Source organism: Streptomyces sp. HSG2, assembly GCF_016598575.1.
In the GTDB taxonomy this organism is placed as follows: domain Bacteria; phylum Actinomycetota; class Actinomycetes; order Streptomycetales; family Streptomycetaceae; genus Streptomyces.
The window spans coordinates 1,612,222-1,625,332 of sequence record NZ_CP066801.1 but is presented as its reverse complement, the minus strand read 5'-3'; the positions used below and the strand labels follow the sequence as shown (position 1 = coordinate 1,625,332).

The following is a 13,111-nucleotide window of genomic DNA, read 5'->3' as shown; positions in this document are numbered from 1 at the left end:
TCCCTACGCTAAGGAAATTTTTCGCCCCGCTAACAAGCGTGCCCCAAATGATCCTTTTGCTCATGCGGCGGGGCACGTTCCGGGATCAGTTGTGATCGTAGGGTGAACGCCGCGACAATGGAGGAGATGAACGACGAAATCCAGGCCCTGGCAGCCCGCATCGACCAGTCCAACGAGCTGCTCACCAGAGTGCTCGCCGAGGTCGCGAAGACGCCCGCCACCCACGCGATCTTCGTGGACGCGGGCTACCTGTACGCCGCGGCGGGGCGGCTGGTCGCCGGCACCGAGGACCGGCGCGCCTTCGACCTGGACGCGGAGGGCCTGATCGAGGCGTTCATCGACCGGGCCCGCACCATCTTCGCCGACAGTCGGCTGCTCAGGGTGTACTGGTACGACGGTGCCCGCCGGCGCATGCACACCGCGGAGCAGCAGCACATCGCCGAACTGCCGGACGTGAAGGTCCGCCTCGGCAACCTCAACGCGAGCAACCAGCAAAAGGGCGTCGACTCCCTCATCCGCACCGACCTGGAGTCCCTCGCCCGCCACCGGGCCATCAGCGACGCGGTGCTGCTCGGCGGCGACGAGGACCTGGTCTCCGCCGTCGAGGCCGCCCAGGGATACGGGGCTCGCGTCCACCTGTGGGGCGTGGAGGCCCCGGAATCGGGCAACCAGGCCGAACCCCTGCTCTGGGAGGTCGACAGCCAGCGCACCTTCGAGCTGGAGTTCTTCAAGCCCTACGTCGCGCGACGCACGATCGGCGCCAACGGCGGAGCGGGCGTCCCCCGGCCGACCCGCGAGGACGTCCGCTTCGTGGGGGCACAGGTGGCCGCGAAGTGGCGCGCCGACCGGGGCCACGAGTCCCTCGCCGAGCTGATCCCGGGCCGGCCCTACCTCCCCGGCTCGGTCGACCAGGATCTCCTGGTGGAGGCGGAGGCCTTGCTCCAGTACTCCCTCCGGGGTCAGGCCGACCTGCGCCGGTCCCTGCGCGACGGCTTCTGGGGGTACGTCCAGTCGTTGTACTGATCCGACCACCCCGGCTCTCGGTCGCGGACCCACGGAAGACGCGGCTGCCGGCCGGATCGACACGGTGTGCGAGCGCCGGCCGGTCGCCCCCCGGGGGGGGGCGCCGTGGAGATCGGCTGCGGCGTCGCGGTGTCGACCCGGGTGCGGGAATAGTCGCGGCACTTCAACAAAGTGGATGTATAAGCTAGTTGACGTTCCGTGGATCGGGGTCCCAGTCGGGCCGCGGGCGCGCCGGACAGCGACCGGCCGGGTTCGCCGCGCGAAGAGCCACCGCAGGTGGCGCGCCGGGGCGCCGGCTCGATGGTGTCCCTCCTTCCCCGCCTCTTCCGGGAGGGGCCCCGGTACCGGACGCACCGATCCCAGCGAACTTCGAGGAACCACCGTGCGCCGCACCGACATGGCCGTCCGCATCGCCGTCGTCGTCGCCCCCATGGGCTTGTTGACCGGATGTCTGTTCGGGAGTGAACCTCGGGCAGACGGGCCCGACGAGGCCGCCACACGAGAGGTCGAGCCCTTCGAGGGGCTGGCCGGGGGCGACATCCTGGGCCGCGCCCTGGCCGCCACCTCCGCCTTGGAGTCGGTGCACGCCTCCGGGGCGACCGAGCTGACCAAGAGCGGTGCGCCGCTGGAGGTCGACATCGCCATGGACAGGAAGGGCCGGTGCGCGGGGAGTCTCTCCGTGGCGGGCGAAGGCCGGGCCGAGTTGGTCAACACCGGGGACGCCCTCTACACGCGCTTTGACGAAACGTTCATCCGGGAAATGGACGACGCGCCGGACGAGGACCTGGAAAGCGCTGTGGCCCTCCTCGCGGACCGGTGGCTCACCGGAGCGTTCCTGGACGGCATGGAGGACGCCATGAAGGAGATGTGCGACCTGGACGGCCTCGTGCCGGAGGAGGTCGACGAGCGCGTCGCGGCCACGCGCGCCGGCACGGCCACCCTCGCCGGGCAGCCCGCGATCCGCGTCGACCTCTCGGACGACGGTGCCGAGCGCCGGCTCTACGTCGCGACCGACGGCGAGCCTTGGCTCCTGCGTGTGGAGGACAGGTCGGAAGCGGAGCCGACCAAGATCGACTTCACCGACCACAACGCCCCGGTCTCGGCCGAGAAGCCCGAGGGGTACGTGCTGGACCTGTCCGAACTCTGACGGCGCGCCCCGACCTCGTCGTGCCGGTCGACGGCCGGGCCGTCGATCCCGCGATGCCGCGCGGCCGGGTCGCCGCCGCCTTCGGCGACGGTGTCGCCCTGCCAGGTCGGGGGCGCCGAGGTGTGGGCGTCCCGGGCGGTCAGTACGGCACGCCGTCCCAGAAGCCGGCCAGGGCCTCGGCGGTGGCCAGGGGTCGGTCGGTGTTGGGGGAGTGGTCGGCATCGGCGACGACGGTCCGAAGCGCGCCCAGTCTGGTCGCCATGTCGTCGAGCAGGGGCACCGGCCAGGCGTCGTCGTGGGCGCCCGACAACACGTGGAAGGGCAGCGGCACGGCCGCGAGTTCCGCCACACGGTCGGGCTCCGTGCACAGTTGTCGGCCGGTCGCGCGAAGCTGGGCGGGGCTGGTGCCGAGCCAGCGTCGGCGCAGCCCCTCCTGGTCGCTCGGTCCGGCCGGGGGCCCGCCGACCGCCTCGACGGGGCCCATGGCTCGCATCGCCTCCCAGATGCGTTCCATGGGCATCGTGGTGAGCGCGTCCGACAACAGCGCGACCCGTTCCCGCTGCGCGGCGGAGATCCGCGCGGGGCCCGAGGACATCAGGGTGAGCGAACGGAAGGGGGAGTGGTCGACGAGCACCGCCGCGCGGGCGATCTGACCTCCCAGGGAGTGACCGAGGAGGTGCGTACGGGGCTCTTCGAGCGCGGCGACCTGTGCGTGCACGTCCAGGGCGAGTTCTCGCCGGGCATAGGCGGCCTCGTCCTCGCGCGGGCCGGGCGACTCGTACTGGCCGCGTCCGTCCACGGCCACGGTGTGGTAGCCGCGGGCCGTCAGGGGCCCGTGGAGCAGAGTGAAGTCCTCCTTGCTGCCGGTGAACCCGGGCACCATGAGGACGACCCCCCGGGGTTCCACCCCGTCGGGCACCGGCGACTCGACCGCCGCGAAGACGCCGCGCGGGGTCCGCAACGAGCGCGCTCGGGCGTCGGGGGGGAGGGAGAAGGCGGCGTTCTGACTCACGGCCCGAGGGTATCGGGGCGCCGACGCCTCTCGCGCGGCGGCCCCGACGCCTGATCGGCGGGCCGGGACCGCGCTCGTCCGCGCCGCCGGGCGGGGCCGCATCGCTGCCGCCCCGCCCGCGTGGTGCGGTCAGGAGCCACCGGTCTCCACGGCGGTCTCGGGCGTGCTCGCATTCGTCGCCCGGCGCGACCTGCGGCGGGGCCTCGTCCCCTCCACCGGGTCCGACTCCCGCGAGCGCCGGGTCCCGTCGCCGGCCCCCGGGCTCGCGGACGTCTCGCGGGCGCGGCGCGGCGCGCGGGTGGCCGCCTCGGCCGGTTCGGTCTCCCGGGGTGGCGTCACGGCGAGGTCGGCGGCGGCCTCGGGCGCGACCTCCGCCCTCCCTCGGACCCGGCGGCGGCGCGGCGTCGCCGGAGCGGGGGTACCGGTCTCGGCGGTGTCGATCGTGTCGGTGGCCGAGGCCGTCGTCTCCGACGGCACCGGGTTCGCCACCCCGCCCCGGGTCCTGCGGCGACGCCGCGGCGTGCGCGTCGCTTCGGCGGCCGCGACCGTCGCCGAGCCGTCGGCGACGTCGTCCGCGGGGGACGGCGTGGCCGCGGCCGGGTCCGGTTCGACGGGAGCCCCGGCGCGGGTGCGGCGACGGCGGCGCGGGGTGCGCGCGGGGCGCTCGCGTTCCGCGGCACGGGAGTCGTCCCCGCTCCCGCGTCGTCCTCTCGCGCCCGGTTCTCCGAGGTCCTCGATCTCCTCGGCGGCCAGCCCGGCGCGGGTGCGCTCGGCGCGCGGCAGGACCCCCTTGGTTCCCTCCGGGATGCCGAGGTCGGCGCGGAGGTGAGGGGAGGTGGAGTACGTCTCGGGCGGGTCGTTGAAGTCGAGGTCGAGCGCCTTGTTGATCAGCTGCCAGCGAGGGATGTCGTCCCAGTCGACCAGCGTGACGGCGGTGCCCTTGGCGCCCGCGCGACCTGTTCGGCCGACCCGGTGCAGGTAGGTCTTCTCGTCTTCGGGCGACTGGTAGTTGACGACGTGTGTCACGCCCTCGACGTCGATGCCCCGGGCGGCGACGTCGGTGCAGACGAGGACGTCCACCTTGCCGTTGCGGAAGGCCCGCAGCGCCTGTTCGCGGGCGCCCTGTCCGAGATCGCCGTGCACGGCGCCGGAGGCGAAGCCACGACGCTGCAACTGCTCGGCGATGTCGGCGGCGGTCCGCTTGGTGCGGCAGAAGATCATGGCCAGGCCCCGACCCTCGGCCTGGAGGATACGGGAGACCATCTCCGGCTTGTCCATGGAGTGGGCGCGATACACGAACTGCCGGATGTTGGCGACCGTCGCGCCCTCGTCGTCCGGGGAGGTCGCCCGGATGTGCGTCGGCTGCGACATGTACCGGCGGGCCAGTCCGATCACCGCGCCCGGCATGGTCGCCGAGAACAGCATGGTCTGGCGGCGGGCCGGCAGCATGCCGACGATCTTCTCGACGTCGGGGAGGAAGCCGAGGTCGAGCATCTCGTCCGCCTCGTCGAGGACGAGGCACTTGACGTGCCTCAGGTCCAGCTTCCGCTGCCCCGCCAGGTCCAGCAGACGACCCGGCGTCCCGACGACCACGTCGACGCCGCGCTTGAGAGCCTCCACCTGGGGTTCGTAGGCGCGCCCGCCATAAATGGCGGTGACGCGCACGTCGCGCACCTTGCCGGCCGTGAGGAGGTCGTTGGTGACCTGGGTGCACAGCTCGCGCGTCGGTACCACGACCAGCGCCTGCGGCGCGTCGGTCAGATCCGCCGGGGCGGCCCGTCCCGACTCGACATCGGCGGGAACGGTCACGCGTTCCAGCAGGGGGAGGCCGAAGCCCAGCGTCTTGCCGGTGCCGGTCTTGGCCTGGCCGATGACGTCCGTGCCGGAGAGGGCGACGGGGAGGGTCATCTCCTGGATGGGGAAGGGGGTCACGATGCCGACGGCCTCCAGGGCCTCGGCTGTCTCGGGGAGGATCCCGAGGGATCGGAACGTCGTAGTCAGGGTGCTGCCTCTTCTGTGTGCGCGGTCCGAGGCGAGCGCGGGGTCCTGTAGGGATCGTGCCGGGGGCCGCCGCCTCGCGACGGTGCCACAGGGCACGGGACCACGGTCGACGCTCCAGCGCTCGTACCGCTGAGGGTCTCCCTCCGCGGATCGCACGCGTCAGGCCGTACGGAAACAGAGGGCTGTCGGGTCGGAGCCGATCGGGCCACCGACCGGGCATCCTCATACGTGTGGCCCGACGAACACGTCACGTACGCGGACGTCACCTAGTCGGCAGGCGCATTACCACCATACCCCGGATTCCCGCACAGGCGATGGTCGATTTGGTCATGTAGCCGTCGTCACACCGGGGTGGGCGCGCGCCCCTGCGGCGCGATCCGGTCCCCGCCGCTACTGCCCCGTCGGCGCGGCGGACTATTCTGCGCTCCATGACCAGCCCTCACAAGCCCGCTCCCGCCGAGGAAGCCGCCGCAGGACCGGCCGGACGGGCCGACGCCCCGAAGGCCGTGGCCGTGGCCGCCCAGGATTGGGCGACCGCGTCCCGCGACCCGCACTATCGCGCGGCGGTGGTCGATCTGCTGGGCGCGCTCGCGTACGGCGAGTTGGCGGCGTTCGAGCGGCTCGCGGAGGACGCGAAGCTGGCGCCGACCCTGGCGGACAAAGCCGAGCTGGCGAAGATGGCCTCGGCCGAGTTCCACCACTTCGAGCGGTTGCGCGACCGACTCGCGGAGATCGGCGAGGAGCCCACCCGGGCGATGGAGCCGTTCGTCGCCGCCTACGACGGATTCCATCGGCAGACCGCGCCCTCGGACTGGCTGGAGGGTCTTGTCAAGGCCTACGTCGGCGACTCCATCGCGGGCGACTTCTACCGAGAGGTCGCCGCCCGCCTCGACTCCGGCACCCGTGAACTGGTCCTGGCGGTGCTGGACGACACCGGGCACGCTGGCTTCGCGGTGGAGAAGGTGCGGGCCGCCATCGAGGCCGATCCGCGGGTGGGCGGGCGCCTGGCGCTCTGGGCGCGGCGCCTGATGGGCGAGGCGCTTTCCCAGTCCCAGCGCGTGGTGGCCGAACGGGACGCCCTGTCGACGATGTTGGTGGGCGGTCTCGCGGACGGCTTCGACCTGGCCGAGGTCGGACGGATGTTCACGCGGATCACCGAGGCGCACACCAAGAGGATGGCGGCGCTCGGCCTGGCGGCCTGACCCACGCGCGCGCCGAGGCCGCGACCGGCCTCACGCCCTCCCGGGGTGGAGGTCGGGCCGGTCCGCGGGCCCCGGACGGGTCAGACCGCGGCCGATCGACGGAGCGGGCCGCCGGCCGGCCTCACCAACAGCGACACGGAGGCCGCCGAGACGGCCGACGCTCCGGCGAGCACCGGTATCAGGCCGGAGGTGTCGAGAGCGGTGTGGGTGACGAAGGCCCCGACCATGGCCCCCGCCACGCCGGTTGCCAGGACCAGGGACGGCTCCGGCAGGCGGTGCGGCAGGCGGCGGGTGGCCGCCCAGCCCAGAGCCAGGCCGAGGACTACCGTGCTGAGCGCTGCCAGGATCATGTCGGGGCCCTCCCCAGGTGCCGGCCTTGTCCCGGACGGTCTCCCCGGTCCTACCCTCGGCCCCGGGGCGGCAACCCCCCACCGGCCCGCGACACGTCGAGAACGCCAAGCCCCCCGGCCCGAGGCCGCGAGGAGGCCGGAGCGGTCCCGCGCGCGATCACGCGGTGCCACGCGGCGCCGGCCGGCCCTGCCTCGGGCCCGGCCGCCGCCGCGAGCGGTGATCTCCGCCTCGGTGGCGGGGCGTCACAGGGTGCCGAAGCCCACCTTGCGCGGGGAGGGCTCGCCGATCTCGACGTACGCGAGGCGGTCCGCCGGAACGAGGACCTTCCGGCCGTGCTCGTCCACGAGGCTCAGCAACTGTGCCTTGCCGGCCAGTGCCTCCGCCACCACGCGCTCCACCTCCTCGGCGCTCTGGCCGCTCTCCAGAACGATCTCGCGGGGCGCGTGCTGTACGCCGATCTTGACCTCCACGGCCTTGTCCCTCCGACAGTGGTGAATCGCGCGGTCGTCCGCGCCGTACGCAGCACACCCTAGCCCGGAGCGGGGACGCGTAGGCCCGGCGGGACAACGCCAGGAGCGAACACCCGCGGCCCGCCGGGGCGACGCTCGTCAGGGTGTCGAATCCTGCGGCTGGTCACTGCCGTGCAGGGGGAAACCGGCGATGCCACGCCATGCCAACGAGGCCAGCAGGCGCACCGCCTGCTCGCGGGGCACGCTCCGGTCGCTGTGCAGCCACGAACGGGCCACCACCTGGGCGAGCCCGCCCAGCCCCGAGGCGAGCAGCATGGACTCGGCCCGGGAGAGGCCGGTGTCCTCGGCGATGACCTCGCAGATCGCCTCGGCGCACTCGGTGGTGACCTTGTCGACGCGCTGGCGCACCTCGGGTTCGTTGGTCAGGTCCGATTCGAAGACCAGCCGGAACGCGCCCCCGTCGTCCTCGACGTAGGCGAAGTAGGCGTCCATGGTGGCGCGGACCCGCTGCTTGTTGTCGGTCGTCGAGGCGAGGGCCTGCCGCACCGCCTGGATCAGGGATTCGCAATGCTGGTCCAGCAGGGCCAGGTAGAGGTCCAACTTGCCCGGGAAGTGCTGGTAGAGCACCGGCTTGCTGACACCGGCGCGCTCGGCGATGTCGTCCATCGCCGCGGCGTGGTAGCCCTGGGCCACGAACACCTCCTGCGCGGCTCCCAAGAGCTGGTTGCGCCGAGCGTGCCGCGGCAGGCGGGTCCCGCGTGGGCGTGCCGCCTCTGTCTGCTCGATGGCTGTCACGCCGCCTCCCAGAATCGTCCTTGTGCGGTGTGCGCCGCGCCGCCATCGTACTTTTCGGTAACCCCGGTGTGCGCGTCGAGAGCGCGGAATCTCGTCCGCCGGTGCGCGAGAGGGCGCGAGGGTCGTGGCGACGAGCCGAGCGCGGCCCTCTGCGGTCGTCCGCGTCCGGGCCCCGACGTGACCGGGTCCTCACCGGTAGTCGTCCTCGTCGAGACTGATCACCCGCGCCTGTTCGAGCAGGTCGGCCTCGGCCGCGCGGTCGGCGTCCTCCCCGGTCAGGGGATCGTCCCGCCCCGGGGCCAGTTCGGCCCGCTGCTCCGCGGCGTCGGCCCTCGGGGCCTCGACGGCGACGTCGTCGGGCTCCTCGGAGCCGTCCTGCGCGAAGGTCTCCGGATCGCTCGGGTCGACGGTCATGGCGGGCTCCCTTCTCCGGCGTCCCGAGGTGCCGTGACCACGCCCCGGTGCCCTCGCGTACGAGCCTAGGAGACCGGTCCCGTCGACGCCACGCGTCCGTGACCTCCGGTACTCGCCGCGCCCGAGCGTCCGCAGGGCGGCGGGCCCGGGAGCGAGGGGGACGGTTGTCGCGCGACGGCACGCGGCACCACCCCCCGCGCGGCGTCGCCGGGGGGGAGCGGGCGCGAAACCACCGAGCCCGGGGTGACGGTCTCGTAGCATTGCGGCATGTCTTCGACCGAACCGCCGTCCGTGTCGACCGCCGCGGCGTGTCCTCGGATCACGCCGGTGTGTCTCGCCGACGGCGAGCGGCTCCGGTCCGTCCGCCTCCCGGGCACGACCCTGGCGGTGCGCGCCCGCCCGCCGGCGCGCGCGGGCCTGCCGCCCGCCCTCTACGTCCACGGCCTGGGAGGCTCCTCGCAGAACTGGTCGGCGTTGATGGCCTTGTTGGAGGACGAGGTGGACGGCGAGGCGCTCGACCTGCCCGGCTTCGGCGGCTCGACCCCCCCGGTGGACGGGGACTACTCGATCACCGGCCACGCGCGCGCGGTGGTCCGCTACCTCGATTCCACCCGTCGGGGTCCGGCACACCTGATCGGGAACTCGCTCGGCGGCGCCGTCCTCACCCGGGTCGCCGCGGTCCGGCCCGACCTGGTGCGGACGCTGAGCCTGGTCTCGCCGGCGCTGCCGGAGATCCGGGTGCAACGCGGCGCGGTGCCCACGGCCCTGCTCGCGTTGCCCGGCATGGTGCGGCTGTTCACGCGGTACTCCCGCGACTGGAGCGCCGAGCAACGCGTCCGGGGTGTCCTGGACCTCTGCTACGGCGACCCCGACCGAGTCACCCCGGAGGCGTTCCGGCGGGCCGTCGAGGAGATGGAGCGGCGCGTCGCGCTGCCGTACTTCTGGGAGGCCATGGCCGGCTCGGCGCGCGGTCTGGTGGACGCCTACACCCTGGGCGGCCGACACGGTTTGTGGCGCCAGGCCGAGCGGGTCATCGCGCCGACGCTCCTGGTCTACGGGGGGCGCGACCGACTCGTCGCCCACCGCATGGCCGCCCGTGCCGCCCGCGCCTTCCGGGACTCCCGGCTGCTGACCCTGCCCGACGCCGGGCACGTGGCCATGATGGAGTACCCGGAGGCCGTCGCGACCGCGTTCCGCGAGTTGTCGACCGACACGGGGGCGCCGCGGGTCGCCCGTGGCCGGACGGGTCTCGCACGCGGTGAGGGGCCCCTCCGCCGGCGGGCGGGCGCCGCGGACGAGGGCGACGCCGACGAGACCCCGGGGGGCTGAGGCGCGAAGTGGGACGCCACAGCCGCCCAGGACCGGCCGCGGAGGCAGAGGGGACAGCGCCGCGCGGGTCGACGCATCCCACGGGTCCGACGACCGCCGGGCGTGGCAGGCACGCCCGGCACGCCGCCCCGGCGGGCGCGGAGGCGACGCGCGAGGGGGACCCGGAGGGGCGGCCCCCGGAGGGGGTCCGCGACGCCGGACGGTCCCAAGGCCCCGACCCGGAGGCGGGGCGTGCGCGCGGCGTTTCCGGGCCGGGCGTCGGGATCGGCGCCGGTCGGGCCACCGCCGACGGCCGCTCCGCTCCGGCTCCCGCCTCGCCGCCTTCCTCTCCCGGGTCCGGGGCCTCCTTGGTCCACCGGGACGTCGCCGACACGCCGGCGCACGGTTTCCCCCCGCCGTCCGAGGAGGTGCCGGGCGCCGGTGAGCCCGACGTGCCGCGGGCGAGGGGAGGGCACCCCGAGCCGTGGGACACCCCGGGGGACATCGAGGGGCGGGGCGTCGGGGCCGACGTCGGGGCACCCGTCGACCCCCTGCCCCGGCAGCGCGGGACCCGCCCGAGGGGGCCCGAGGACGGCGCGTCCACGGCGGGTCCGCGCCCCGATTACCTGGCCGCCTTCGACCAAGGCCCGCCTGCCCCGCCCGGCCCCGCCGCGAAGCGCCCGTCGGGGGGCCTCGCCGGGCCCGCGCGGGGTGTTCCGGCTCCGAGGCCGGCGCCCGCCGGGCCCGCCCCGGAGCCCGGTGGAGGGCCCGGAGGAGCAGCCTCCGTGCCGCCTCACGCGGTCGACGGCTGTCGACCGGTCAAGGGCGGCCGGGGGCGCACCGTCGTGGGGGTCGCCGCGGCGGCGGTCACCACCGCGCTGGCGGTCGCGGTGGCCGTCCAGGTCACCGGCGAGCGCGGCGGCGCGGACGCCGCGGCGGCGCGAGCCGCCGAGGACGGGCGCGACACGGACGGCACGGCCTCGCGAACCGATCGGCGTCCGACGCCTCGGTCGCCCGAGGTCGAGACCTCCCCCTCCTACGAGGAGATGATGGCGACGACCTTCCCAATCGACGAGACGGCGGAGGGACCGGGGACGTTCGACGCCGTTCCCGGCATCGACCCGGGGCCGGAGACCGGCCGACGGTACCGCTACCGGGTGGACGTCGAGCGGGGGTTGGACCTCGACGCCGAGTTGTTCGCCCAGGCCGTCCACCGCACCTTGAACGACGCCCGGAGTTGGGCTCACGACGGGGCCCGCTCCTTCGAGCGTGTCCACTCGGGCCAGGCCGACTTCGTCATCACCCTGGCCAGTCCCGGCACCACCGCCGTCTGGTGCGCCGAGTCGGGTCTGGACACCACCGTGGACAACGTCTCCTGCGACTCGGCCGCCACCGAGCGCGTCATGATCAACGCCTATCGATGGGCGCGGGGCGCCGAGACCTACGGCGACGACATCCACGGGTATCGACAGATGCTGATCAATCACGAGATCGGTCACCGCATCGGCTTCAACCACGAGACGTGCGACAAGGACGGCCAGCTCGCCCCGGTGATGCAGCAGCAGACCAAGTTCGTCGACCACGACGGCATCGACTGCGTCCCCAATCCATGGCCTTTCCCGGGGGGTTGAGCGACGCGGGTGGCGCCTTCGCGGGGCTGTGAGGACCCCGCCGGTCACGTGGTGGGAGAGTCAAACGCGGCTTGTCGGTGAAGGTCACGACTGTTCACCCCTTCTGGTGGCTTAACGGACAACCGTCCGTCGACTCGCCGTGAGCTCCGCATACGTTCGTCCTGCCGGGAATCGCCGGGCCACCGGCCCGCCGGCGAGAGAGCGGGGGTGCGCTTGTGTGTCGCAGTGGAGGCGGATGGCGCCTGCCCGTGGGGCGCCGGTGTCGTCGGCGGGTGGAGCGTCCGGCTCGTGACCGCTCACGGTCGACACGCCTCGCGGTGCCCACGTATCCGTCAACGGCGAGCGTCGGGACGGGCCGCGTCCGGGCCGCTGCGGTCGAGCCCGTCTCCCCTCGGTCCCCCGAGGACGCCTCCGGCGGGTCGCGGTGTCGCGCCCGCCGGCGAGGGAAGCGCCGGCACGCGACCTCGCGCGCGCACGTGTCGGGAGACGTGCGCCGGGCCCATCGGGCACGAAGGCGTACCGTTTCGCCGCCCCTCGCCCTGGCCCCGATGCCGAATCGCTCCGCCGCCGGTCGCGTCGCGCCTTCCCGCACGCCCGTAGGGGTGGTCGCCGGACCCCGCCCGCCAGGCCGCGGCGTCGGCCGTCGAACCCCCAACAACACCGAGAAGGAGCACACATGACCGCCGCATCCCTTCCTCCCGGACCGGAGGGCGCCCGATGAGAGTCCTGCTGATCGGATCCCGCGGCTACCTCGGTCGCTTCGTCGCGGATCGACTGCTCGCCGATCCGGCCGTTCAACTCACCGCGCTGGGCCGAGGCGACGACGCCGACGTGCGATTCGACCTGGCGACAGGCAGCCCGGGCGCCCTCACGCGCTTCTTCGACGCGGTCCACCCGGGAGTGGTCGTCAACTGCGCCGGTGCCACCCGAGGCGGGGCGCGCGAGCTGACCCGGCACAACACCGTCGCCGTCGCGACTATCTGCGAGGCTCTGCGTCGCAGCCGTTGCGGCGCGCGTCTGGTGCAGGTGGGCTGCGGCGCCGAGTACGGGCCCAGCCAGCCCGGGTCCTCTACCCCCGAGGACGCCGTGCCCCGTCCGGGAGGCCCCTACGGGGTCAGCAAGCTCGCCGCGACCGAACTCGTGCTGGGGTCGGACCTGGACGCCGTGGTCTTGCGGGTCTTCTCGCCGGCCGGACCGGGCACGCCGGCGGGGTCCCCGCTCGGTCGACTCGCCGAGGCGCTGCGCCGCGCCATGCAGTCCGGGGACGGTGAACTGCGGCTCGCCGGTCTCGGCGTTCAACGCGACTTCGTCGACGTCCGGGACGTGGCACGGGCCGTCCACGCCGCCTCGCTCTCGGCAGCGCAGGGCGTCATCAACATCGGTTCCGGGCGCGCCGTCCGGCTCCGGGACGTCGCCGGCACACTCGCCCGGGTCGCGGGCTACGGCGGGGCGTTGCACGAGTCGGACCCGCCCCACGGGAACCTCCGGGCCGCGGTCGTCCACCCCCGGGCCGAGTCCACCGGGCATCGCGGCGAGACCCACCCGCAGCGGGGGGACGGCTCCCCGCGCGCCGAGGCCGACCCGGTCCTCCCGGTCGCCCACCCCTATCCCGACGGTTGCGGCGTCTGGCAGCAGGCCGATGTGCGCACCGCTCGCGATCGCCTGGGGTGGCGACCCAGGATCCACTTGGAGGAGTCGCTGGCCGACATCTGGATGGAGGCCGCGTGCCGGATCTGAGCCCCGGGCCGTTCCCGGCA

Annotated in this window: 12 protein-coding genes; 6 read left to right on the top strand and 6 right to left on the bottom strand. The window is 74.1% G+C overall.

Annotation, left to right across the window (positions count from 1 at the left end; translation table 11 throughout):
* Window positions 1-126: 126 nt before the first annotated feature.
* Both JEK78_RS06570 and JEK78_RS06565 read left to right on the top strand, forming a co-directional pair.
* Entirely contained in the window at window positions 127-1,023 is an 897-nt protein-coding gene (locus JEK78_RS06570) for an NYN domain-containing protein (protein ID WP_200263164.1), read from the top strand.
* Between the two features lie 382 nt (window positions 1,024-1,405).
* Complete coding sequence (locus tag JEK78_RS06565) at window positions 1,406-2,170, top strand: hypothetical protein (protein ID WP_200263163.1); 765 nt, start codon at window positions 1,406-1,408, stop codon at window positions 2,168-2,170.
* A gap of 139 nt (window positions 2,171-2,309) precedes the next feature.
* On the opposite strand, the gene JEK78_RS06560 is transcribed toward JEK78_RS06565, so the two are convergent.
* On the bottom strand, window positions 2,310-3,182 hold the full coding sequence (locus tag JEK78_RS06560) for an alpha/beta hydrolase (RefSeq protein WP_200263162.1): 873 nt from the start codon (window positions 3,180-3,182) through the stop codon (window positions 2,310-2,312).
* 129 nt (window positions 3,183-3,311) lie between these two features.
* A complete protein-coding gene (locus JEK78_RS06555) occupies window positions 3,312-5,114 on the bottom strand; it encodes a DEAD/DEAH box helicase (RefSeq protein WP_242483288.1) in 1,803 nt (600 codons plus the stop codon).
* A gap of 497 nt (window positions 5,115-5,611) precedes the next feature.
* On the opposite strand from JEK78_RS06555, the gene JEK78_RS06550 reads away from it, so the two are divergent.
* The gene (locus tag JEK78_RS06550) at window positions 5,612-6,385 is read left to right on the top strand and encodes a ferritin-like fold-containing protein (RefSeq protein WP_200263161.1); all 774 of its coding nucleotides are present in this window, start codon (window positions 5,612-5,614) and stop codon (window positions 6,383-6,385) included.
* Window positions 6,386-6,465: 80 nt separating this feature from the next.
* Here the strand turns inward: JEK78_RS06550 and JEK78_RS06545 are convergent, their stop codons facing one another.
* The 4 genes from JEK78_RS06545 to JEK78_RS06530 all read right to left on the bottom strand — a co-directional run bounded on the left by JEK78_RS06545 (window position 6,466) and on the right by JEK78_RS06530 (window position 8,415).
* Complete coding sequence (locus JEK78_RS06545) at window positions 6,466-6,735, bottom strand: hypothetical protein (protein ID WP_200263160.1); 270 nt, start codon at window positions 6,733-6,735, stop codon at window positions 6,466-6,468.
* 243 nt (window positions 6,736-6,978) lie between these two features.
* Window positions 6,979-7,206, bottom strand: a complete 228-nt coding sequence (locus tag JEK78_RS06540) for a DUF3107 domain-containing protein (protein WP_200263159.1) — start codon at window positions 7,204-7,206, stop codon at window positions 6,979-6,981.
* A gap of 138 nt (window positions 7,207-7,344) precedes the next feature.
* Window positions 7,345-8,001, bottom strand: coding sequence for a TetR/AcrR family transcriptional regulator (locus JEK78_RS06535; RefSeq protein WP_200263158.1), 657 nt, complete (start codon window positions 7,999-8,001; stop codon window positions 7,345-7,347).
* Between the two features lie 189 nt (window positions 8,002-8,190).
* Window positions 8,191-8,415 (bottom strand): hypothetical protein, encoded by a 225-nt coding sequence (locus JEK78_RS06530; protein ID WP_200263157.1) that lies wholly within the window; start codon window positions 8,413-8,415, stop codon window positions 8,191-8,193.
* 267 nt (window positions 8,416-8,682) lie between these two features.
* Between JEK78_RS06530 and JEK78_RS06525 the strand changes: the two genes are divergently transcribed.
* From JEK78_RS06525 to JEK78_RS06515, 3 genes are all read left to right on the top strand, one after another.
* Window positions 8,683-9,744, top strand: coding sequence for an alpha/beta fold hydrolase (locus JEK78_RS06525; RefSeq protein ID WP_200263156.1), 1,062 nt, complete (start codon window positions 8,683-8,685; stop codon window positions 9,742-9,744).
* A gap of 764 nt (window positions 9,745-10,508) precedes the next feature.
* Window positions 10,509-11,354: a DUF3152 domain-containing protein gene (locus tag JEK78_RS23760; protein ID WP_347341202.1), complete on the top strand. Its 846-nt coding sequence runs from the start codon at window positions 10,509-10,511 to the stop codon at window positions 11,352-11,354.
* 717 nt (window positions 11,355-12,071) lie between these two features.
* A complete protein-coding gene (locus JEK78_RS06515) occupies window positions 12,072-13,091 on the top strand; it encodes an NAD-dependent epimerase/dehydratase (protein WP_200263154.1) in 1,020 nt (339 codons plus the stop codon).
* Window positions 13,092-13,111 lie beyond the last annotated feature (20 nt).

Bases quoted from the DNA above. Each gene is read 5' to 3' on its own strand.
- JEK78_RS06550 (WP_200263161.1), top strand. From the start codon at position 5,612: ATGACCAGCCCTCACAAGCCCGCTCCCGCCGAGGAAGCCGCCGCAGGA.
- JEK78_RS06525 (WP_200263156.1), top strand. From the start codon at position 8,683: ATGTCTTCGACCGAACCGCCGTCCGTGTCGACCGCCGCGGCGTGTCCT.
- JEK78_RS06515 (WP_200263154.1), top strand. From the start codon at position 12,072: ATGAGAGTCCTGCTGATCGGATCCCGCGGCTACCTCGGTCGCTTCGTC.
- JEK78_RS06570 (WP_200263164.1), top strand. From the start codon at position 127: ATGAACGACGAAATCCAGGCCCTGGCAGCCCGCATCGACCAGTCCAAC.
- JEK78_RS06545 (WP_200263160.1), bottom strand. From the start codon at position 6,735: ATGATCCTGGCAGCGCTCAGCACGGTAGTCCTCGGCCTGGCTCTGGGC.
- JEK78_RS06530 (WP_200263157.1), bottom strand. From the start codon at position 8,415: ATGACCGTCGACCCGAGCGATCCGGAGACCTTCGCGCAGGACGGCTCC.